Genomic DNA, 19,991 nt, shown 5'->3' on the forward strand with positions numbered 1-19,991 from the left:
GGAGACGCCCCCTGCCTTCGCACGTTTGACCTCAACCGCAGTTGAGATTGCAGGATGGGCGATCGGGACCTGCCCTGCATCCGACCTTGAGGAGCATGTGCGTGAGCACGGATACCGGTTTCTACTCGATCATTGACTACACCGTCGATGGATTCGACACCCAGCGTGAGCTTGTGGAGGCCTTCGCGGAGATCCAGGAGCGGTGGGTGCGCTTCCATCCCGGCTACCGCTCAGCCCGGTTCCACGTGAGCACCGACGGCACCCGCGTGTACAACATCGTGCACTGGGCGAGCGAGGCGGACTACCGCGCCTTCGTGGAGACCTCCGACACCGACGGCCGGATGGCCGCCATCGGCACGGCGCTGCAAGAGCTGTCGGGCAAGGCCGAACCGCGCATGAGCGGGGTGCCCACCTACACCGTTGCCCGAGAGGTCGGTCCCGGGCCGCAGCTCCTCGACGCCTGATCGCCGGACCCGCGCTCAGCGCGCGCCTTCCCCCTGCCCTTGAACAGGCGCGACGCGGGATGAGGCGAACACCTGTGGCCCAACAGCGATGATCACTGACCAAGGACGTACATGAAGCTGGAGATATACGCCGATGTGCTGTGCCCGTGGTGCTACATCGGCAAAAGACGCCTGACGGCGGCGTTGGCGGACCTCGCCGACCGCGACAGCCTGGAGATCTCCTGGCGCAGTTTCGAGCTCGCCCCTGAGGAAGGCCGGATCCCCGGCCCGACCGCCGCCGAGGCCATGGCCGGATGGTGGGGCGAGCAGGCGCCTGCCCGGATCGCCCAGATCCGATCGCTGGGCGCCGCGGAAGGCTTGGAGCTGAACCTGCATCTGGCCCGGCCGGTGAGTACCTTCGACGCGCACCGGCTGTGCAAACTGGCCGCAGACCGCGGCGGGGCCGACCAGATGATGGAACTGCTGCTGCACGCCTACCACACCGAAGGGCTCAACGTGGCCGACCCGCAGGTCCTGCGGCGCCTGGGCGGCGAGGCCGGCCTGGACACCGATGAGGTGCGCGCCGTCCTGGCCGGTGACGACTATGCCGAACAGGTGCGGGCGGACCGGCTTCGCGCGGCCGAGCTCGGCGTCACCGGCGTCCCCAGCCTGGTGGTCGGCGGCCGCCCGCCGCTCTCCGGGGTCCAGCCCGTCGCCGACCTGCACCGGCTGCTGAAGCGCGGCCTGACCGGTATGGACAGCGAGCGTCGTTGAACGTCAGGTGCTGACCGGCTCGACCGTACCCCCCGAACATCAGACTGCCGACCGGCGTTCAGGTGATTAGGCCCTTCTCATGCCAGGGCGGCTGAAGGACAATCCTGAAGCCGGTCGACGTGACCAGCGGGGGACAGACCTTGATTCGACACGCGACATCCGTGGCCGCCACCTGCGCTGTGATCACCGGCCTGGTCTCGGGCTGCGACCAAACCAGTTGCACCCCGAATCCGATCGTCAGCGTCTACGAGGCCTATTCGCCTATCGTATTGGCCGTCCTGCCCGAGGCGGCCCCGAAGACGATCCCGGGCATTGCGGTTAGTCTCGGGCTGTTCGCGGCGGACGCTCTGGCGAAATACCTCATCGACCATACGGTGCCGAAGAACAAGACCTGGCTGCTGGTCGAGCAGACGCTCCAAGGGCAGCAGCGGACGAGCGTGTTCGAGCTCAACACCGATCACGAGCTCAAGGTCAGCGTGAACGGCGCGCAGCTCAAGCAGGTGGACCTCTACGTCACAGAGCGGCAGATCAAGGTGGTCATCCCGCCCGGCACCACGGCGAAGGTCGCCGTCACCGACGCCAAGGGCGGGAGCAGCGTCGCGGTGCGCGGCACCGTCCCCGGCGACCTGGACGGGTCCCAGGACCTGGACACCGGCAAGACCTTCCAGGCCGACCCGCCCGAGGCCCGCGCGGCGGACATCCGGGTCAAACGAATTGGCATCGACATAGGCCCGGAGCTGATCAACGGGGCGACGGCCGCGGAGTTCACCGGAACCGGCGAGCCGACGCTCAGCGCATGCATGTCCATTCCCGCCGCGTCCTGGACGAGCAAGCTCCAGGGATGGCACTGGCCGGGAGGAGACAAGGACAGTGCCTGGTGCGTCAAGACCAACGCCGGGCACTACGGCCTCGCCGTCCCCAAAGTGACCAGCGCCTTCTGGGCCGGCCCCACCTCGGACTTCGGCGCCATCTCCTACCTGCTCTGGGCCCAGCCCGGCCTCGCCGCGGCCACTGCCACCCCCGTTCCCGAAGCGGAGAACAACAGGTGCTGACCCGGACAGGAACACGACCCGGGCGTGCAGACGGCTTTGGGACAACCGTGCAGAAGACTGCGGGACATCGGCATGGCCGGTGGGTGTCTGCGACCACCCAAAAGACGATGAGGGCGTCACAGGGTTCGTCCGGCCCGACCTGGACGGGGCGCCCGCCACGGGAGAAATCACCGGCAGGGGGCGAGGGGCGAACCCGCCAGGCTCATCCCTCGACGCCACCGCGTAGAGTCTGCTCCATGCAGGGCATGATCACGATCCGCGAGGCCGGGCCCGGCGACGGGGACGTCCTCGGCGAGATCCATGCAATCTCCTGGGGCATCTCGCACGGCCCGTTGTGCACGCCGAAGGTCGCTGCCGCCGGTATCCAGGAGCGGCGCACCAAATGGCACGCCATCCTGGCCGAGGGCAAGGACACGATTCTGCTCGCGCGCCTGGACGATCGTCCAGGCGCCTTCGCCCGCTTCGGGGCCTCCTCCTCCCGCCCCGGCCTCGCGGAGATCCACACCCTCTTCGCTCACCCCGACGTCTGGGGCAGCGGCCTCGCGGCGGCCTTGCTGTCCGCCACCTTGGACCGGCTGCGGGAGGCCGGCTACGACCGCGTGCATCTGTGGACGCTTCGGGATTCAGCCCAGGCGCGCCGTTTCTACGCCAAGAACAGCTTCGGTGAGACCGGCGGGCGACACAACCACGACTTCGGCGAGGGCCCACCGGTCGTCCTCGTGGAGCTCGAACGAACCGTGCCCGGCCCCGGCCTGTGACGATCAGACCAAGCTGGCTGCCCTCAAGGCGCGGAAGTCCAACCTGCCCGCTTCCGCCTGGGAGAACTCCTTCAACGCGGAGGCGTCCCGGATCACCTCCTGGCGCTCGAACGGCGTGTTGCGCCGCTCGGTGCAGCGGTTGATCTGGGCGACGTCCTCGATCCCGAGCTACTCGGCGATGCTGCAGCGCCCATGGCGTCGCAGTCGTGCGCGTGCCGGGTCCTCGCCGTTCATGAACTGCCGGACGATGTCGGCCGCATCGCCTTGAGAAAGACCTCGACGAGGGCGTCGGCGTATTCCTGGGTGAGCGGTCCGGAGCGCAGCAGCCAGCGCTGATAGAGGGGCGCATACAGCAGTTCGAGCGCCAGGTCGAGGTCGGCGCCGGCGGCGATCTGGCCGGCCTGCTGGGCGCTGCGCAGCCGGGCCTTCTTGGCCTCGTCGACCGGGCCGGCCAGCTTCTCGCGATACTGGCCGGCCAGGGCCGGGTCGTTGATGATCTCGGTGTTGAGCGCCCGGATCGGCGCCTCGAACGCCGGATCGGCGAACTCGGCCACCGTCGCCCGCATCACCGCCCTGAGGTCGGCTTCCACGTCGCCGGTATCGGGCAGCGCCATGCTCTGCTCGGGCCCGGCCTCGCTGAGCGCCAGGAAGGCGTCGAGGACGACGGCGCCCTTGGACGGCCACCAGCGGTAGATGGTCTGCTTGCCCACGCCGGCCCGGGCCGCGATGGCCTCGATGGTCAGCTTGGCGTACCCCACCTCGGAGACCAGGTCGCGGGCCGCGGTGAGGATGGCCTGCCGGGAGCGCTCGCTGCGGCGGGCGGGGTCGGGCTGCTTCTCCATGGCCCGGATCGTACCACGCCATGAGACGAGACGTTGCGTCTTGACGATGAAGCGAGGCGAGACGTACCGTCTTGTCTCGCCACAGAGAACCGACAGAAAAGGGGGAGCTCAATGAGCCGAGTGTGGTTCATCACCGGCGCGTCACGCGGTCTGGGCCGGGCCTTCACGGAAGCAGCACTGCAGACGGGGGACCGCGTCGTCGGGGCCGCCCGCAACGTCGAGCCGCTCGCCGACCTCGCCCGGAAATATCAGGACCAGCTGGTACGGCTGCCGCTCGACGTGTCCGACCGGGCGGCCGTGTTCGAGGGCGTGGACCGGGCGACGGCGGCCTTCGGCAGGCTCGACATCGTGGTCAACAACGCCGGCGTCATGCTGCTGGGCATGCTGGAGGAGGCGACGGAAGAGCAGATCAGAGCCCATTTCGATGTCAACCTGTTCGGCGCGGTCTGGGTCACCCAGGCCGTGCTCCCGCACCTGCGCGCCCAGGGCGGCGGCCGCATCCTGCAGGTCACGACGATGGGCACCGGCGGCGGCTTCCCGATGGTCGGCCTGTACGCGGCGGGCAAGTCGGCCCTCGACTCGATCTCCGAGGCCGTGGCCATGGAGGCCGAGCAGTTCGGCGTCAAGCTCACCATCGTGCAGATGGGCGGCTACGACACCGGCCTGTTCACCGCGGGCACCACGATGACGACGCCCGACCCGCGCTACCAGGAGCTGCGCGACAAGCTGATCGAGATGTGGGGCGACGAGGCCGGCCCCGCCCCGGGCACGGCCGCGCCCGTGATCATGGAGCTGGTCGACCTGCCGGAGCCGCCGCGGCGGCTCATCGTCGGCGGCGCGTCCTACGACATGGTCCAAACCGACATCGAGGACCGGGTGGCGAAGTACCGCGCCTGGGAACACCTCAGCCGCAAGGCGCCCGGATGACGTCCACCCGGGACCACCGCCGAGCCCCTGAGGACATCGCGCACCGGCCGGTCAGGGCCGTGGCTTTCTCGTCCCCTGCCGTGGAGGACCCCCGTCCCAGACCGGGCGGCATGCCCCTGGCGCGACACGGCGGAAGGGCGGCGCTGTGACGCCGATCCACCCCTTCACCACGCATGCGCACGCCCGGAACACGAGCAGAGCCGACGGCGGCCGCACGCCCGCAGACCGGGCGCGGCGCACGCTCTCGCAGAACTTCCTGGCCGACCGCCAGGCCGTCGATCTCGTGATCAGGGCCGCCGATCCCGCGGGCCTGGTGCTGGAGCCGGGTGCGGGCACGGGAGCGCTCACGCTGGCGCTGGCCCGGGCGGGCGCGCACGTCATCGCCTATGAGATCGACCCGCGCCTGGCCCGGCGGCTGGCCGTGCGCACGCGCGGCACCGCAGGCATCGAGGTGGTACGCGGCGATTTCACCACGGCGCGGGCACCGGGACGGCCGTTCGCGGTTGTGGGCAACATCCCGTATTCGGCGACGTCGAGGATCGTGAAGTGGTGCCTGCGGGCGCCGTCTTTGACCTCGGCCACGCTGCTCACCCAGCGCGAGTACGCCCGCAAACGCGCGGGCGGCTACGGACGATGGAGCCGCCTCACGGTGCTGTCGTGGCCGTGGTTTCACTGGCGGCTCGGCGCCACGGTGGGCCGGGAGTGCTTCCGGCCGGTGCCGTCGATCGACTCGGCGATCCTGCGGATCGATCGCAGGCCAGAACCGCTGGTGCAGGACCGCCGCTCCTACCAGGAACTGGTCGAGCTGGGCTTCAGCGGGCTCGGCGGCTCGGTGCGTGCCTCACTGAAGACTCGCCACGGGGGAGTGGACGCCGCCCTGGCGACGGCCGGCGTGCCCCGCGACGCCGTCGTCGGCTACGTTCACCCCGACCAGTGGATCACGCTGTGGCAGCGCCTATGCCGATGACCTGACCCAGACCCATGGGCGGCATTCCCGCCATCGCGGAGCCGTCCTCACCCGCCGGCCCCGGCAGAGCCTCGATGGCCCCCGCCTGCAGGAGCGCCTGAGGACACATCCCGGCACGGTGCGACGCCGAGGCGCGCAATGTGGTCTCATACCTGCGCCGGGACCTGGGCCGGTACCCTGACGACCCGGCTTTCGCCGCAATCATCGGGGAGTTGGAGGACCGCAGCCCCGGGTTCCGCGAGCTGTGGGCCGAGCGCGAGGTCGCCGACCGGATCGTCGGCGACCACCGCATGCGGCATCCGGTCGTCGGCGAGCCGAACCTCACTTTCGAGAGCCTCCTGTCCAGCGTCGACCGGACATCAGCCTGATCACCTACACCGCCGAGCCAGGCTCACCGTCCGAGGCCAAACTGCGCAGGCTCACCGGCTGACCGCCCACGCCACCAGCGCCGCTGCCGCCTTCTGCCTGGGACGTGAGCACGGTCGACCCACCGACTCTGCCTGGACGATCGACAAGGTCGCATCATCGGCCGTCATCTGGACCAGCAACGCCTTCCGTAACCCAGGCAAGAAGCTGAAGGACAAGTACGTCCGTGACACCGCCCAGAAGAAGAGAAACGACCGCCTCATCAGCAGGTCGTCGGTTGATGTCGCCGCGTCCCCTGTTTCGTGGTTTGCGTCGACACAGTGGCAGTGGGGGCGCAGCTGAAGAACAACGACTGCCCAGCCCCATCCAGCAACGTGGGTGAGAAAGAGGGCAACAACGCGCCGATCACCGACGGCAGAACCTACAAGAGAGCTTTCCGAACGCGAATCACAGTCGAGCCCGATCCCGTTCTGAGAACCTGCCGGCAAGGCACCACCAGCCCCTGCTCACTCGCCAAATTCCAGGTAGTCACAGCAGGTGCCTTCCACATCTCTCCCGGCGAGGGAGAGCCGGATCTCCGCATCATGCAGGCCCCCGCCAAGTGGGTGGACTGGTGAACCAGCAGGCCCGCAACCACCAGCTTCCCGGCAGGCCCCGATGCGCTCCGTGTGGGGCTGGGATGAGGGCACCGGCAGCTGGTGGGAGCAGCTGTGGCGCAACGACCTGCCTGACGCCACGGTCGCCGACGCCCCGAACGTGAGCATCGGCCCGCTCGCCGGGCAGCACATCTCCGCGGCGAGCGGCCTGAGCCCGCTGATCGCCACCACTGGGGCCGAGCCGGATCGTATCGACCAGTTGGCGGCCGAAAGCATGCGCTGACCCATCCCTGGTGTAGAACGACACTCCGTTTGAGCACGTAGATGACGTACGGCGACATGGCCGTTTGTCCAGGGACCGCTGAATCCGCCAGTGGGGTGATGCGCGGTGCTCGAAGCAGGGCGGCAAAGAACGCTGAGGGCGGCTGTTCTGATGGCCCGCGGGCCTGATGGGATGATGCCAGAGTGGCGCGCTTTGAGAAGTTCGTGGAGGAACTGCTCGACTTCCTGCTGACGCGGCTGGATGAGGCCGGGTTTGAGCGACTCATCGCCCATGAGCCCCGGCGAATGTATGCCCCTTTTATCTTCTCGGGCGGCGGCCGTGTGGAGCAGCGAGGAATGTGGTTCACGGGGTGCTGCGCTTGCTCGCAGATCCCTCAGGAGGGTTCGGCTTCCGAAAGGCCGCGTTTCCAGCTGTCACCCTGCCTCCTTGCCGTCGGCACCACGCTACTGAGGGACTTTGCCGCCCATCCACCCATTACTTGGCCCGACGCTCGGGTCGATGCCATCAGAGGAAAAATAACTCTGAGTAGTCGGCGGTCACCGTGGCGGAGGCGTTCGCCATGGCGCCGATGATCTCGTCAAGAGGATGGGGGCCTCCAGGCATGCAAGGGTGCCCCCTCGCACGCGGTGGGGGCGCCCTCGGACATCAGCTGCGGTCAGGCCAGATGAACAACATCACCGATCATGTGGTGGATTGTGCCAGTCTCACGCCAGTCATGATCACCTGCCGTGGTGGTCGCTCCGCTTGACGGTCAGCGAGCGAGCCAGTCCTCGGATGGGGAAGGCGACGTCACTCAGATTCGGCGCCACCGCCAGCGGCTGGTGAGCCTATCGAGGCATCCCCGCCACAAGGGGACACCCCATGGCGAACAGTAGGGTGGTCTTGTTCGCGGCCATCGGGCGCGATGCCCGGCAGGTGGCCGGCCACCTCCTCGATCTCCTTTTCGACGGGCTGCGCGGGGAGGGGCAGATGCACGCCGCGACGCGGCGATGGTGCGCTGGAGGCGCGCAGGTGCCGTCCTGCGTGGCCGGCCGTCGACAGGCGGAGCCTCACGTGCCGGATCGGGCGGTCGCCGTCAGCGTCGCGCGCGCCGCGGTGAGGATTTCCTCGGAGAAGGGGGAGCCCTTGGTGGCGCGGGCCAGGAGGAGTGCGCCGAGCATGGTGCAAAGGCGGGTGATGCCGTCCTGGTCGTCGGTGGCGAGCCGTTCGGCGAAGTCGCTGACGCCTTCGGCGTAGACGCGGTGGGCCTCGTGGTTGCCGGGGTCGCGTGCCATGTCGCCGGCCAGCGCGGCGACGGGGCAGCCGTCTGCGGGGTTGTCGCGGTGCTCGACGGAGAGGTAGGCGTCGATCAGCGCCTGTTGAGCTGCGTCGGGTTGTCCGGTGTGCTGTTCGAGCGCGGCGGTGTGGCGCTGGGTGAACTCGGCGAAGGCATGGGTGGCGGCTTCGTCGATGAGCGCCTCTTTGGAGGCGAACTGCTTGTAGAAGCCGCCGTGGGTCAGGCCGGCCGCCTTCATGAGGTCGGCGACGCTGACGTGTGTGCCCTGCTCGCGGAACAGCCGGGAGGCGGTTTCCACGATCCGCTTGCGGTTCTCCTGCGCTTGCGCTCGCGACACGCGGCCCACAGCCACCCCCTCGTTTGGATGTCGATTGACTTCTATTCTACCTTTTGGTTTAGATTAGGAACGTAATCTAAATGAGTGGGGTCGGCCGCTCGGGTCCCGCGACGTGGGGAGCAGGCAGGTCAAGCAGGGCTTGGCCGCCGCGCCGAACCCTGCGTGAGAGGCACCCGCAGCATTCCTGCTCCACCCGCCATCCCCGCTGACCTCAAGGAAGACCTGATGCGTTACACGACCTTCGGACACCGGACAGGACTGCGCGTTTCCGAGTACGCGCTCGGCACGGCGAACTTCGGCACCGGCTGGGGTGCCGGCGCGGAGCCGGATGAGGCGCGCCGTATCTTCGACCGGTTCGCCGAAGTCGGCGGAACTTTCCTCGACACGGCGGACGCCTACCAGTTCGGTGAGTCGGAACAGCTGGTGGGCAAGTTCGTCGCCGCCGACCGCGACCACTTCACCCTGGCCACCAAGTTCACCAACGGGGCCGCGCCACGCCCCAGCATCTCCAAGACGGGCAACAGCCGTAAGAACATGGTCGCCTCGCTGGAGGCGAGCCTGAAGCGCCTGGGCACCGACTACATCGACCTGTACTGGGTCCACTTCCCCGATGGCCTCACTCCCATGGAGGAGATCCTGCGCGGGATCGACGACCTGGTGAGTTCCGGCAAGATCCTGCACGCCGGCCTGTCCAACTTCCCCGCATGGCGCGTCTCCCGTGCGGTGACGCTCGCGGACCTGAAGAACTGGGCGCCGATCGCGGGCATCCAGGTCGAATACAGCCTCGTCGAGCGGAGCGCCGACCGCGAACTGCTGCCGATGGCCGAAAGCCTCGGACTCGGTGCCACCCTGTGGTCCCCGCTCGGCGGCGGACTGCTCACCGGAAAGTACCGCCGCAGCACCGAGGGACGGCTGACCGATCTGAAGGCGGTCATCCACACCGAGAGCACCGACCAGAAGACCGCCATCGTCGACGCCGTCCTGGCGATCGGCGAGGAGAGCGGCGCCACGCCGGCCCAGGTGTCGATGGCCTGGGTCCGTGAGCGTGCCTCCCAGGCGTCGACCTCGTTCATCCCGATCATCGGCCCGCGCGACCTCACCCAGCTCGACACCTACCTCGACGCCCTGGACCTCCGGCTGACCCCCCAGCAGTTCGCACGCCTGTCCGACGTCAGTGCAGTGCCGCTCGGGGTGCCCCACGAGGCGATCGCTCGCACCCGGGACACCGTCCAGGGAGGCGACGCCAGCCGCGTGATCGCCCCGGCCGCATCGGTGGCATGACCTCGCAAGGGCATGGGACCTGCTTGATGGTCAGCAATCACCTCGCAACACCCTGGCAGGGTCCCCTACTCGAGGGAAACCCCGGAGTGAACAGAGATCCCGGCCGCTTGCGGACGAGAAAACGGAGACAACGATGAAGGCCTTCACAGTCGAGCGCTACGGCGGCGAAGCCGGCGTGCGTGCCGGTGAGATGCCGGATCCGCAGGTGGGCGCGGACGATGTCCTGGTCCGGATCCACGCGGCGAGCGTCAACCCGCTCGACCTGAAAACCCGGGACGGGCAGTTCAAGACGATCTTGCCGTACCGGGTCCCCTTCATCCTGGGCAACGACCTGGCCGGGGTGGTGGTCGGCGTTGGTGCGGCCGTCAGCCGGTTCGCGGTGGGCGATGAGGTCTACGCACGGCCCGACAAGGATCGGATCGGCACGTTCGCCGAACTCATCGCCGTGCACCAGGACGACGTCGCGATCAAACCGGCCACGCTGACGATGCAGGAGGCCGCGTCCCTTCCCCTGGTCGCCCTGACCGCGTGGCAGGCGCTGGTCGAGCGGGCACACCTCCGGCCGGGCCAGAAGGTCCTCATCCACGCCGGTTCCGGCGGCGTGGGCACCATCGCCATCCAGCTGGCCAAACATCTGGGCGCGACCGTGGCCACGACCACGAGCACCGCCAACATCGACCTGGTGAAGAGCCTGGGCGCGGACGTCGTCGTCGACTACAAGAAGCAGGCGTTCGAGACGGTCTTGCACGACTACGACGTCGTCCTTGACTCTCTCGGCGGCCAGACGCTCAAGAAGTCCCTGCAGGTGCTCAAGCCCGGCGGAAAGGCCATCAGTGTCGCGGGCCCGCCCGACGCCGCCTTCGGCAAGGAGCTGGGAGCGAATCCGATCATCCGGCTGGCGATGTCCGCGCTGAGCTTCCAGACCCGCCGCCGCGCCCGACGCCACCACGTCACGTACTCGTTCCTGTTCATGAAGGCCAGCGGGGACCAGCTCCGCGAGCTCACCCCGCTCATCGACGCGGGCGAGATCCGGCCCGTCGTCGACCGCGTCTTCCCGTTCAAGGAAACCCGACAAGCACTGGCCTACGTCGAGGCGGGACGCGCGAAGGCCGGCAAGGTTGTCGTCACGATGACCTGAGGAACAGCTCTCACAGGGGTGATCGGGAGGACCTGGACGTGCGGGCATCGCAGAGTTCGAATCCCCGTTCACTGGCGTCGTTCCCAGGTCAGGCGCGGTGAGCTTCAGCGGCTCTGCCCATCAGCGATGCGCGCGACCTCGGCGGTGCTGAGGTCGGCGCTCACGGCGATGGTGCCGGTCTCCTTGAGCTCGCTGGTGATCGTGCGGGCGGCGCCGAGGATGGCCTTCTGGACCTGCACGTCATAGACTCGCCCGCGGTCGGCCGGGCCGATCGGGCGAGCGCAACGCTCGGTCGCCGGCTACTCCGCCGGGTTACCGGCCAGGAGGCTGAGGGCGCTGAACCACAGAATGCCCGGGTTGATGCGCTCCGGGTGGAGGCTCAGCATCCCCTCGAAGAACTCCATCGGTGTGGGTGAGCCCTTCAGCAGCCGGTCCGCGTCGTCGAGGTAGCGCTGGGTGCGGCCGATGTCAGCGGCGTCGTCCGGTCGAGTGGGGTCTTTGTGGCCTGCCACCACGAACTCCGCTCCGAGCGCCTCCACCTTGTCGAGTGCGCGTCGCCACGCGTCGCGGCCGCCGCCCGCGGATTCCGAGAGCGCCGGGTGCACTCCGTTGTAGACGACGTCACCGGCGACGGCCAGCTTCAGGCTCGGCACCCAGAGCACGGTGGTGTCGTCGCCGTCGCTGTGACCGACCTCGATCGGGATGAGCGCATTCCCCTCCAGGCTCAGTCCCTCCTCGCCTACGACCTGCACGTGGACGGGGGCTGTCGGGATCTGGCCCGGGAACAGCACGCTCCAGAACGCCGCACGAGACTCCGCAGTGGCCAGGCCGGCCATCTGGGCCTTGGTTCCGGCCGTGGCGCGGACCACGGCGTCGGGAAACCGTTCGAGCAGGACGGGAGCGCCGAGCCAGTGGTCGCCGTGGCCGTGCGTGATGTAGATCTCCGTGATGTCCCGGCCGATCTGCTCCACCCAGGCGAGCACCTCGCGGGTGGTGTGGGTGGTGAAGGGCGGGTCGACGAGGACGGCGTCGTGCTCGCCGTAGATCAGGGTGGTCGAGATGGGCGACCACACCATGGGGTCCCCGTTGGGAAGGTTCAGGGTGCCGCTGCTCTGTGAAATCGCGGGTGTCACGAACACTTCGTACTGCAATGCAGTCATGCCTTCTCCTCCTGGATGGCGAAGATCGTTGAAGGCGTTGCCCAGGGTCGTAGCGCGACCGCTACGACCCGGCGGCCATCAGCACGCGGCCATCAGAACATCGTGTTGTCGTTGGCGGAGGTCGCCGGCACGTCCTGCGAGGCGTCCCAGTGCTCGACGATCTTCCCATTCCGCACCCGGAAGACGTCGATGACCGCCCGGCCTCGCTCGCCCGGTGTGTCGAGGTAGTGGCTGTGGACGGCCACCAGATCGCCCTCGGCGATGACCCGCTTCGGCGCCACGCTCAGCTGCGGGAACTGCTCGAAGTACGCGCCGAGCCCGGCCTTCACGCCCGCCACGCCGTCGGGGATGTTCGGGCTGTGCTCGCGGTACTCGGGGCCTGCGTAGATGTCGATGGCGGCCAGGTCCTTGCGGACCAGGAGCTGGTCGACGAACGCGGTGACCAGCTTCTTGTTGTACGCGGTGAACCATCGCTGTCCCGGCGCCCCGGTCGGCGGCCGGCTGAGCGTGGAGAACATGTCGTTGCCGTTGGCCGTGGTCGCCGGCACCTCCTGGAGGATGTCCCAGTGCTCGGCGATCTTCCCGTCCTGGAAGCGGAACATGTCGAAGACGGCGAGCCCGGGGGTGCCGGGGGTCAGGACGCCGCTGGAGTGCAGGAGCACCAGGTCGCCCTCGGAGATGACCCGCCTTTCCTCATACGTGGCGTCCGGGAACCGCTGCAGCCAGGCGGCGCCGAAGGCCTTCATGGCCTCGGGGCCGTCGGGGGCCAGCGGGTTGTGCTGGATGTAGTCCGGCCGTACGAAACGGTCGATGACGGACGTGTCGCCGCCCTCGAATGCGGCTCTGAGGACCTGCACGGCAATCTGCGCCTTCCCGGTTCCCTCCACGGTCAGCACGATCTTGCCGGTGGTGCGGCCGGTCTCGCCGAGGGCGTGGGCTTTGGCGGCCTCGGCGAGCGGGAACGTGGCCTCGATGTGGGCGCGCAGGGCGCCGGTTTCGACGAGGCCGGCGATGGCTTGCATGCCGGCGCGGTCGGCTTCGACGAGGAGGGACTCGAAGCGGATGCCCCGCTCGGCGATCTTCGCCAGCTCGTCGGGGTCGATGGGTACCGGCAGGATCGAGACGAGCGTGCCTCCCGGGCGCAGTACGGCGAGGGAGCGGGCGCGGGCGGCGGTGTCCAGCGAGACCGGGTCGAGGACCACGTCGATGTTCGTGAGGGTCTCGGCGAAGTCGACCGTGTGGTAGTCGATGGCCTCGTCGGCTCCGAGGGAACGCAGGAAGTCGTGCTTGGCGGCGCTGGCGGTGCCGATGACGTACGCGCCGCGGGACTTGGCGATCTGTACGGCGAGGTGGCCGACGCCGCCGGCGGCCGCGTGGATGAGGACCCGCTGCCCGGGCTGGACATCGGCGGTGTCGACGAGTGCCTGATAGGCGGTGAGGGCGGCGAGTGGCAGGGCACCGGCCTGGACGTGGTCGATGCCGGCGGGCCTGTGGGCGAAGGAGCGGGCGGGGGCGGTGACGTACTCGGCGTGGGCGCCGACCCCGTAGGGGTAGGGCAGCATGCCGAAGACCTCGTCACCCGGCTTGAACAGGGTGACGCCGGTGCCGACGGCCTCGACGACTCCGGAGACGTCCCAGCCCAGGACGAGTGGCAGGCGGTCGATGGTCAGGGCCTGGGCGCGGTTCCACCAGTCGGTCGGGTTGACGCCGGCCGCGCGGACGGCGACCAGGATCTCGCTCAGGCCTGGCACGGGCTTGGGAAGTTCGACCTCCTTGAGCACCTCGGGGGAACCGTGGATGTCCTGGCTGATGGCGCGCATGGTGGCGGTGTTGGGGTTCGTCATGCGTCCAGCCTCGCCGCTGTCCCCATCCGCTACCATGGCATGATTGCCATCTTTCGACGGGATTCTGCCATGGCACGCGTTCACCGGGTCGTCGTTCTGGCCGTCGACGGGGTCTACCCCTTCGAGCTGGGCATTCCGAGCCGCGTCTTCGGGGCGGCCGGCGGCCGCTACGAGGTCCTGACCTGCACCGTCGACGGTCGCCCGGTACGCGCCAACGCCGACTTCTCGATCGCCGTCGAGCACGGCCCGGAGGCATTGCGCACAGCCGACACCGTCGTCATCCCGCCCTTCGTCACCTCCCCTATCCCCCAGGAAGTGCCGGCGGCCGTGGTGGCGGCTCTGGCGGCCGTGGCTCCCGGCACGCGCATCGTGTCGATCTGCACCGGCGCCTTCGTCCTCGCGGCCGCAGGGCTCCTCGACGGCCGGCCGGCCACCACGCACTGGGTGGTCGCGGACCTCTTCCGCGACTGGTTCCCGCAGGTGGCACTGGATCCGGACGTTCTGTTCATCGATGACGGGGACGTGGTGACCTCGGCGGGCGCCGCCTCCGGGCTCGACGTCTGCCTGCACCTCGTCCGCAAGGACCATGGCAGCGAGGTCGCCAACCGGGTGGCGCGCATGTGCGTCGTCCCCCCATGGCGTGACGGCGGGCAGGCCCAGTACATCGAGCAGCCGGTGCCCGAGACCACCGCGAACGGAACGGCCGCCGCCCGCCAGTGGGCGCTGGAGAACCTCCACCAGCCGCTGACCCTGGCCGACCTCGCCAAGCACTCCCACATGAGCCTGCGCACCTTCGCCCGACGTTTCAACGAAGAGGTGGGCATGAGCCCGGGACGCTGGCTGATCCAGCAGCGCCTGGCCCGGGCACGGCACCTGCTGGAATCCACCGACCTGCCGGTGGACGAGATCGCCGGGCAGGTCGGCTTCGCCGCCGACACTTCGCTACGACAGCATCTGCACGCCGCCATCGGCGTCTCACCGCTTGCCTACCGGCGCACCTTCCGGGGCGTTCTGTCGCCCAACTCCTGAGCATCACCGCAGGCACCGCTCGTCAAACGCGGCGATGAACGGGATGGGGGTCAGCTCTGTTGTGTGGCGTCCAGCAGTGTGAGGGCGTTCTGGATGCCCTGCTCGAGGACGGCGTCAGCGAGTTGGGGGTCGGCCAGGGCGCGGGAGAGCTGCATTGTCCCGATCATCGCGGCGTAGACGCTGAGTGTCTTGACGCGTGCCGACTGCGGATCGTGGGGCGCCAGGCGCGTGGCGATGTCGTCGATGATGGCCAGCACGCCGTCGGTGTAGGCCTGCCTGGTCGCCTCCCCGCAGCGGCCGATCTCATCGAGAAGAGCGGCTGACGGGCAGCCTTCGCCGGGGTTGTCACGGTGCTCCACCGAGAGGTAGGCACGCACGATCTGCTCGACTCCGGCGCGGCCGGGCGCCACCGCGCTGAGGTTTTCGCGCTGTTCGCGGAGCTGGTCAGCGACCGCGGTGGCGACCAGGTCCTCCTTGGAGGCGAAGTGGGCGTAGAAGGCGCCATTGGTCAGTCCCGCGTCCGCCATGAGCGTGGCGACCCCGGAGCCGTCGATGCCGTCTTTCTTGAGCCGACGGCCGGCCGTCCCAATGATCCGCTGCCTTGTCTCCTGCTTGTGCTCCCTGCTGTACCGGACCACCCGTTCCTCCTCCCGTGGCGAGCACTCCCGTGCCCTCCCACACTCCATCTTCGTACGATCATAATCTAAATTCGGCTGAACACTTGTGCCCGGACGACGTCTCATCCTATGGTCGTATGGTCGTAATCTAAAGACGGTGCGCCGGCAGCGTGCGCCGCAGTGAGCAGGAGTTGCCACCATGGGAGTCAGTCCGCAGGCGCAGCAGTTCGCCCAGTTCCTCGAAAGCGTGAGCGCGAAGTCGTCGGTGCCCGGCCTCGATCTGGCCATCGTGCGCGACATCGTCGAGACGCACCATCTGGCCTCGACCGAGCCTGAAGGCGTCACCTACGCCGAGGTGGACGCAGGCGGCGTCCCCGCCCTCTGGTGCATCCCCGAGGGCGCCGACCCCGACCGGGCGCTGCTTCACTTCCACTTCGGCGGGTCGGTCACCGCCTCGATGCATTCGGACCGCAAGGCCGCCGGCCACATCGCGAAGGCGGCAGGAGCCCGCTCGCTCGTCGTGGACTTCCGCCTGGCGCCTGAACATCCCTACCCGGCGCAGCTCGACGACGCCGAGACGGCCTACCGGTGGCTGCTCTCGCAAGGCTACGAACCGCGAAACATCGGCAGCACCGGCCACTCCATCGGCGGCACCCTCGCGGTCCTGCTGCCGCTGCGCCTGCTCGCCAAGGGCGAGGCGACCCCGGGCGCGATCGTCAGCATCTCGCCGTGGACGGACCTCACCATTCAGAACGCGTCGGTGGACGAGAACGAGGACCGGGACAAGATGCTCAGCCGGGGCGTGCTCGAACTCTTCCGAGGAGCCTGGCTGCAGGAACCCGGCCTGGACTTCGCCGACCCTCGAATCAGCATCGCGAACGCCGACCTGACCGGCCTGCCGCCCACGACCGTCCACTACGGCGAGTACGAGACCCTCGCCGACGACGGCGCCGAGTTCGGGCGCCGGCTCGCCGACTTCAAGATCACCTCAGAGATCCACCAGATGCCCGAGGGGCAGCATTCGTTCATCCTGGGCGCGGGACGCGTGCCCGAGGTGAACCAGGCGATCGAGCAGATGGGCCAGTGGCTCCGCCGGCATCTCGGCGCCTGAGCAGCAGAACCGTTCGCCACCGCCGACCCGGCTCGTGCTCGCACGCGAGGAACACAGCGAGACATCGGCGAAGAAGACGCGTGCCACGGCGTCACCGCCACCTTGGCCGTACGGCGCAGATGCTCAGGACGGCTCCGGCACCAGAAGAAGTACACCGATCGATTTACCAGGAGAAACCGTGAGCACCACCTACAAGGACACGCCCACCGAAACGGTCGAGGTCGGCGGCACGAGTTTCGCGTACCGGCAGCTCGGGACCGACACCGGCGTGCCCGTGATATTCCTCAACCACTTGACCGGCGTTCTGGACAACTGGGATCCCAGGATCGTCGACGGCGTCGCCGCAAGACATCGAGTGATCACCTTCGACAACCGAGGTATTGGCGCCTCGCAAGGCACGACGCCGAACTCGGTGGCCGCGATGGCGCGTGACGCCATCGCCTTCATCCGGGCGATGGGCTTCGAGCAGGTTGATCTCCTGGGCTTCTCGCTCGGCGGCATGGTCGCTCAGGTGATCGTGGAAGAAGAGCCGAAGCTCGTTCGCAGACTCATCCTCGCCGGCACAGGCCCGGCCGGAGGCCGAGGCATCGACAAGGTCACCTCTCTCACTATCCGCGACATGATAAAAGCCGCGCTGACCTTCACAGATCCGAAGACCTATCTCTTCTTCACCCGAACAGCAAACGGCCGGACAGCGGCCCGGCAGTTCTTGGAGCGACTGAAGGAACGTACGGACAACCGGGACAAAGCGATTTCGCTGACGGCTTTCCGCGCTCAGCTCAAGGCCATCCACGCCTGGGGGCTGCAAGAGCCTTCCGACTTGACGGACATTCAGCAGCCTGTCCTGGTCGTCAACGGCGACAACGACAGGATGGTGCCCAGCAGCAATTCGGTCGACTTGGCCCGGCGATTGCCGGATGCCCAACTCAGTCTGTATCGCGACGCCGGACACGGCGGCATATTCCAGTATCACCAAGAGTTCGTCAAAGAGGTTCTGGAATTCCTCGCGCCATAATTCCTTCCCGGATCGGACCGGCCGAGCAGGTTCGCGCGGTGTACGCGCAGCCACCCAGCCCGCCGTAGAACCTCTGGACGAGTAAGTTCCCAACCGCCCCCGGAGGATGGGCGCCGCTCGGAGCTCGGGTGGCCATTGAGATCGGTCCGCGGCGATGAAGGACGGCGACGATCCCGCAGTCGTCGCCAAGGTGACCGTCGCGGCAGTCGCTGGCCCGAAACCGACACTGCGCTACACCGCCGGTCCGACCGCTGGACGCGTCAGCCCGCTACGCCGTAGCCCCCCGCCCGGACCTTCGGCAAGCAGATCCGCATGCTCAATCGGATGGCCGGCTGACAATCCGGCTTTCGGGCCTGCGAACACACCGACAAGACCCTTAAGCACACCGGTTACCAGGAGAAGCATGTCATGAGCACGTATCTGGCAGACGCGGCCGAGAACCTTTCCGTGGAAGGTCCCTCCGCCCGGTTCACCTACCGGCGGATGGGACAGCGGGGCGGTGTCCCGCTGGTCCTGCTGAACCGTTTCCGCGGCACCATCGACTGGTGGGACTCGGAGTTCCTGGACTACCTGGCCACCAAGCACGACGTGATCGTGTTCGACAATGTCGGGATCGGCTACACCACCGGCGAGCCGCGTGACTCCCTGGAGGGATTCGCCGAGGGCGCCATCGAGTTCATCCAGGCACTCGGTCTCGCGCAGGCCGACCTGCTCGGCTGGTCGCTTGGCGGCATCGTGGCGCAGCGCGTGGCCCTGCGCCGTCCCGAGCTGGTGCGCAAGCTCATCGTGGCGGGCAGTAGCCCGGCCGCCTGGGTGCCCGGGGCGCCGCCCATGAGCGAGAAGGTGCTGGGCATCATGGCCAAGCCCGGCGGGGGTGACCTGGATGACCTGATGTACCTGTTCTACCCCGAGACCGACGCGGCCCGCGCCGCCGGGCGCCGGCACGTCGCCAACGTCTCGACCCGGCTCGCCACCGGCGGTCCCAGCGTCTCCGAGGCTGCCGCGCAGGGCCAGCTCACCGCGGTGGGCAAGCTCTTGGAAGTGCCCTTCGACCAGGTGCGGCCGGAGCTGGAAGCCATCAAGCATCCCGTCCTGTACGCCAACGGCGTGCACGACGTGATGATCCCCGCCCACGCTTCCTACGTCGCGGTCCAGCACCTGGAGTCGGCCACGCTCATCCTCTACAGCGACGCCGGCCACGCCTTCCTGTTCCAGCACGCCAAGGAGTTCGCCACCGAGGTGACCAACTTCCTGACCGCCTGACGTCGCCTGCGCCAGCGCCGCCATCACCGACCTCGCCGACAGGCCGCTCGGTCGAACACCGAACCAACCGATGGGCCCTCCCCCCGATGACCAACCGCCGGCGCGCACCGGTCGCCACCCCTCGCACAGAACCGGCACGGCACGTCGGTCGGCCAACGTGCCTTTCCCCTTCACCAGGAGCTTTCCATGGACCTGTCCACCAGCACCGTCCTTGTCACCGGAGCCAACCGGGGGTTCGGCCGCGCGCTCGCCGCCGAGCTGCTCAGCCGCGGCGCCACCGTTTACGCCAGTGCCCGCAACCCTGACCAGGTCGACCTGCCGGGTGCCAAGCCGATCGCGCTCGATGTCACCGACCCCTCCTCCGTGGCGACCGCCGCCCAGGCCACCGGTGACGTGACCATCCTGATCAACAACGCGGGGTCATCCACCGGTGCCGACCTGCTGGCGGCCGACCTGGACGATATCCGCCTGGAGATGGACACCCACTACTTCGGCACCCTGTCGGTGGTCCGTGCCTTCGCGCCCCAGATCGCGGCCAACGGCGGCGGGGCAATCCTGAATATCCTGTCCGGCCTGTCGTGGGTCAGCTTCCCGGAGATCGGCGCCTACTGCGCCGCCAAGTCCGCGCAGTGGTCGCTCACCAACGCTCTGCGCCTGCAACTCGCCGACCAGGGAATCCGAGTGACCGGACTGCACGTCGGCTACATGGACACCGATATGACACAGGCGGTCACCGCGGCCAAATCCGACCCCGCCGACATCGCCCGGATCGCCGTCGACGGCATCGCCGCCGGTGCCTACGAAATCCTCGCGGACAACGCCAGCCGCCAGGCGCAGGCCGCGCTGGCCGCAGGCGTCTCGGCGCTCTATCCGCAGTTGCCCTGAGGATCAGTCGACCTCGAGCACCGGCCC

The 19,991-nt window shown here is 68.4% G+C and carries 21 protein-coding genes and 1 pseudogene; 15 read left to right on the forward strand and 7 right to left on the reverse strand.

Annotated elements, in window-relative coordinates:
* The first annotated feature begins 95 nt into the window (after positions 1-95).
* The 4 genes from ACIBQ1_RS48950 (at position 96) to ACIBQ1_RS48965 (ending at position 3,027) form a co-directional block, all read left to right on the forward strand.
* On the forward strand, positions 96-464 hold the full coding sequence (locus tag ACIBQ1_RS48950) for an antibiotic biosynthesis monooxygenase family protein (RefSeq protein ID WP_397288604.1): 369 nt from the start codon (positions 96-98) through the stop codon (positions 462-464).
* A 111-nt stretch (positions 465-575) separates the two neighbouring features.
* A complete protein-coding gene (locus ACIBQ1_RS48955; RefSeq protein ID WP_397288606.1) occupies positions 576-1,217 on the forward strand; it encodes a DsbA family oxidoreductase in 642 nt (213 codons plus the stop codon).
* A 269-nt stretch (positions 1,218-1,486) separates the two neighbouring features.
* Entirely contained in the window at positions 1,487-2,269 is a 783-nt protein-coding gene (locus ACIBQ1_RS48960; protein WP_397288609.1) for a hypothetical protein, read from the forward strand.
* 236 nt (positions 2,270-2,505) lie between these two features.
* Complete coding sequence (locus ACIBQ1_RS48965; protein ID WP_397288611.1) at positions 2,506-3,027, forward strand: GNAT family N-acetyltransferase; 522 nt, start codon at positions 2,506-2,508, stop codon at positions 3,025-3,027.
* A 230-nt stretch (positions 3,028-3,257) separates the two neighbouring features.
* On the opposite strand, the gene ACIBQ1_RS48970 is transcribed toward ACIBQ1_RS48965, so the two are convergent.
* The gene (locus ACIBQ1_RS48970) at positions 3,258-3,869 is read right to left on the reverse strand and encodes a TetR/AcrR family transcriptional regulator (RefSeq protein WP_397288614.1); all 612 of its coding nucleotides are present in this window, start codon (positions 3,867-3,869) and stop codon (positions 3,258-3,260) included.
* Positions 3,870-3,980: 111 nt separating this feature from the next.
* Between ACIBQ1_RS48970 and ACIBQ1_RS48975 the strand changes: the two genes are divergently transcribed.
* From ACIBQ1_RS48975 to ACIBQ1_RS48990, 4 genes are all read left to right on the forward strand, one after another.
* Positions 3,981-4,796 (forward strand): SDR family NAD(P)-dependent oxidoreductase, encoded by an 816-nt coding sequence (locus ACIBQ1_RS48975; RefSeq protein ID WP_397288616.1) that lies wholly within the window; start codon positions 3,981-3,983, stop codon positions 4,794-4,796.
* A 145-nt stretch (positions 4,797-4,941) separates the two neighbouring features.
* Positions 4,942-5,763, forward strand: a complete 822-nt coding sequence (gene erm / locus ACIBQ1_RS48980) for an ErmE/ErmH/ErmO/ErmR family 23S rRNA (adenine(2058)-N(6))-methyltransferase (protein WP_397288618.1) — start codon at positions 4,942-4,944, stop codon at positions 5,761-5,763.
* A gap of 107 nt (positions 5,764-5,870) precedes the next feature.
* Entirely contained in the window at positions 5,871-6,131 is a 261-nt protein-coding gene (locus ACIBQ1_RS48985; RefSeq protein WP_397288674.1) for a hypothetical protein, read from the forward strand.
* Between the two features lie 655 nt (positions 6,132-6,786).
* On the forward strand, positions 6,787-7,008 hold the full coding sequence (locus ACIBQ1_RS48990) for a hypothetical protein (RefSeq protein ID WP_397288620.1): 222 nt from the start codon (positions 6,787-6,789) through the stop codon (positions 7,006-7,008).
* Between the two features lie 1,049 nt (positions 7,009-8,057).
* Here ACIBQ1_RS48990 and ACIBQ1_RS48995 read toward each other — a convergent pair.
* Positions 8,058-8,621, reverse strand: coding sequence for a TetR/AcrR family transcriptional regulator (locus tag ACIBQ1_RS48995; RefSeq protein ID WP_397288622.1), 564 nt, complete (start codon positions 8,619-8,621; stop codon positions 8,058-8,060).
* A 225-nt stretch (positions 8,622-8,846) separates the two neighbouring features.
* Between ACIBQ1_RS48995 and ACIBQ1_RS49000 the strand changes: the two genes are divergently transcribed.
* Both ACIBQ1_RS49000 and ACIBQ1_RS49005 read left to right on the forward strand, forming a co-directional pair.
* The gene (locus tag ACIBQ1_RS49000; protein ID WP_397288624.1) at positions 8,847-9,902 is read left to right on the forward strand and encodes an aldo/keto reductase; all 1,056 of its coding nucleotides are present in this window, start codon (positions 8,847-8,849) and stop codon (positions 9,900-9,902) included.
* A gap of 133 nt (positions 9,903-10,035) precedes the next feature.
* Positions 10,036-11,040: an NADP-dependent oxidoreductase gene (locus ACIBQ1_RS49005; protein ID WP_397288626.1), complete on the forward strand. Its 1,005-nt coding sequence runs from the start codon at positions 10,036-10,038 to the stop codon at positions 11,038-11,040.
* Positions 11,041-11,144: 104 nt separating this feature from the next.
* On the opposite strand, the gene ACIBQ1_RS49010 is transcribed toward ACIBQ1_RS49005, so the two are convergent.
* The 4 genes and pseudogenes from ACIBQ1_RS49010 to ACIBQ1_RS49025 all read right to left on the reverse strand — a co-directional run.
* Positions 11,145-11,279 (reverse strand): hypothetical protein, encoded by a 135-nt coding sequence (locus ACIBQ1_RS49010; protein ID WP_397288627.1) that lies wholly within the window; start codon positions 11,277-11,279, stop codon positions 11,145-11,147.
* 60 nt (positions 11,280-11,339) lie between these two features.
* Positions 11,340-12,200, reverse strand: a complete 861-nt coding sequence (locus ACIBQ1_RS49015) for an MBL fold metallo-hydrolase (protein WP_397288629.1) — start codon at positions 12,198-12,200, stop codon at positions 11,340-11,342.
* A 92-nt stretch (positions 12,201-12,292) separates the two neighbouring features.
* Positions 12,293-13,096 (reverse strand): nuclear transport factor 2 family protein, encoded by an 804-nt coding sequence (locus ACIBQ1_RS49020; protein WP_397288676.1) that lies wholly within the window; start codon positions 13,094-13,096, stop codon positions 12,293-12,295.
* Positions 13,085-14,020: pseudogene (locus tag ACIBQ1_RS49025) on the reverse strand (NADP-dependent oxidoreductase); the annotation flags it as partial. The pseudogene ACIBQ1_RS49025 and the gene ACIBQ1_RS49020, both read right to left, overlap by 12 nt.
* A 93-nt stretch (positions 14,021-14,113) precedes the next feature.
* Between ACIBQ1_RS49025 and ACIBQ1_RS49030 the strand changes: the two are divergent.
* Positions 14,114-15,073 (forward strand): GlxA family transcriptional regulator, encoded by a 960-nt coding sequence (locus tag ACIBQ1_RS49030; RefSeq protein ID WP_397288631.1) that lies wholly within the window; start codon positions 14,114-14,116, stop codon positions 15,071-15,073.
* A 50-nt stretch (positions 15,074-15,123) separates the two neighbouring features.
* On the opposite strand, the gene ACIBQ1_RS49035 is transcribed toward ACIBQ1_RS49030, so the two are convergent.
* Positions 15,124-15,711: a TetR/AcrR family transcriptional regulator gene (locus tag ACIBQ1_RS49035; protein ID WP_397288633.1), complete on the reverse strand. Its 588-nt coding sequence runs from the start codon at positions 15,709-15,711 to the stop codon at positions 15,124-15,126.
* A 178-nt stretch (positions 15,712-15,889) separates the two neighbouring features.
* Between ACIBQ1_RS49035 and ACIBQ1_RS49040 the strand changes: the two genes are divergently transcribed.
* The 4 genes from ACIBQ1_RS49040 to ACIBQ1_RS49055 all read left to right on the forward strand — a co-directional run bounded on the left by ACIBQ1_RS49040 (position 15,890) and on the right by ACIBQ1_RS49055 (position 19,964).
* Positions 15,890-16,801, forward strand: a complete 912-nt coding sequence (locus ACIBQ1_RS49040; RefSeq protein ID WP_397288634.1) for an alpha/beta hydrolase fold domain-containing protein — start codon at positions 15,890-15,892, stop codon at positions 16,799-16,801.
* 178 nt (positions 16,802-16,979) lie between these two features.
* Positions 16,980-17,816: an alpha/beta fold hydrolase gene (locus ACIBQ1_RS49045; protein ID WP_397288636.1), complete on the forward strand. Its 837-nt coding sequence runs from the start codon at positions 16,980-16,982 to the stop codon at positions 17,814-17,816.
* 408 nt (positions 17,817-18,224) lie between these two features.
* The gene (locus ACIBQ1_RS49050; RefSeq protein ID WP_397288638.1) at positions 18,225-19,079 is read left to right on the forward strand and encodes an alpha/beta fold hydrolase; all 855 of its coding nucleotides are present in this window, start codon (positions 18,225-18,227) and stop codon (positions 19,077-19,079) included.
* A gap of 186 nt (positions 19,080-19,265) precedes the next feature.
* A complete protein-coding gene (locus ACIBQ1_RS49055) occupies positions 19,266-19,964 on the forward strand; it encodes an SDR family oxidoreductase (protein WP_397288640.1) in 699 nt (232 codons plus the stop codon).
* Positions 19,965-19,991 lie beyond the last annotated feature (27 nt).

The sequence above is a fragment of the Nonomuraea sp. NPDC050153 genome, assembly GCF_044460125.1.
Taxonomy (GTDB): Bacteria; Actinomycetota; Actinomycetes; order Streptosporangiales; family Streptosporangiaceae; genus Nonomuraea.

Excerpts from the sequence above, each read along its gene's own strand:
- ACIBQ1_RS48950 (WP_397288604.1), top strand. The coding sequence starts at position 96 with ATGTGCGTGAGCACGGATACCGGTTTCTACTCGATCATTGACTACACC.
- ACIBQ1_RS48955 (WP_397288606.1), top strand. The coding sequence starts at position 576 with ATGAAGCTGGAGATATACGCCGATGTGCTGTGCCCGTGGTGCTACATC.
- ACIBQ1_RS48965 (WP_397288611.1), top strand. The coding sequence starts at position 2,506 with ATGCAGGGCATGATCACGATCCGCGAGGCCGGGCCCGGCGACGGGGAC.
- ACIBQ1_RS48970 (WP_397288614.1), bottom strand. The coding sequence starts at position 3,869 with ATGGAGAAGCAGCCCGACCCCGCCCGCCGCAGCGAGCGCTCCCGGCAG.
- ACIBQ1_RS48975 (WP_397288616.1), top strand. The coding sequence starts at position 3,981 with ATGAGCCGAGTGTGGTTCATCACCGGCGCGTCACGCGGTCTGGGCCGG.
- ACIBQ1_RS48990 (WP_397288620.1), top strand. The coding sequence starts at position 6,787 with ATGCGCTCCGTGTGGGGCTGGGATGAGGGCACCGGCAGCTGGTGGGAG.
- ACIBQ1_RS49000 (WP_397288624.1), top strand. The coding sequence starts at position 8,847 with ATGCGTTACACGACCTTCGGACACCGGACAGGACTGCGCGTTTCCGAG.
- ACIBQ1_RS49005 (WP_397288626.1), top strand. The coding sequence starts at position 10,036 with ATGAAGGCCTTCACAGTCGAGCGCTACGGCGGCGAAGCCGGCGTGCGT.
- ACIBQ1_RS49015 (WP_397288629.1), bottom strand. The coding sequence starts at position 12,200 with ATGACTGCATTGCAGTACGAAGTGTTCGTGACACCCGCGATTTCACAG.
- ACIBQ1_RS49030 (WP_397288631.1), top strand. The coding sequence starts at position 14,114 with ATGGCACGCGTTCACCGGGTCGTCGTTCTGGCCGTCGACGGGGTCTAC.
- ACIBQ1_RS49040 (WP_397288634.1), top strand. The coding sequence starts at position 15,890 with ATGGGAGTCAGTCCGCAGGCGCAGCAGTTCGCCCAGTTCCTCGAAAGC.
- ACIBQ1_RS49050 (WP_397288638.1), top strand. The coding sequence starts at position 18,225 with ATGAGCACGTATCTGGCAGACGCGGCCGAGAACCTTTCCGTGGAAGGT.
- ACIBQ1_RS49055 (WP_397288640.1), top strand. The coding sequence starts at position 19,266 with ATGGACCTGTCCACCAGCACCGTCCTTGTCACCGGAGCCAACCGGGGG.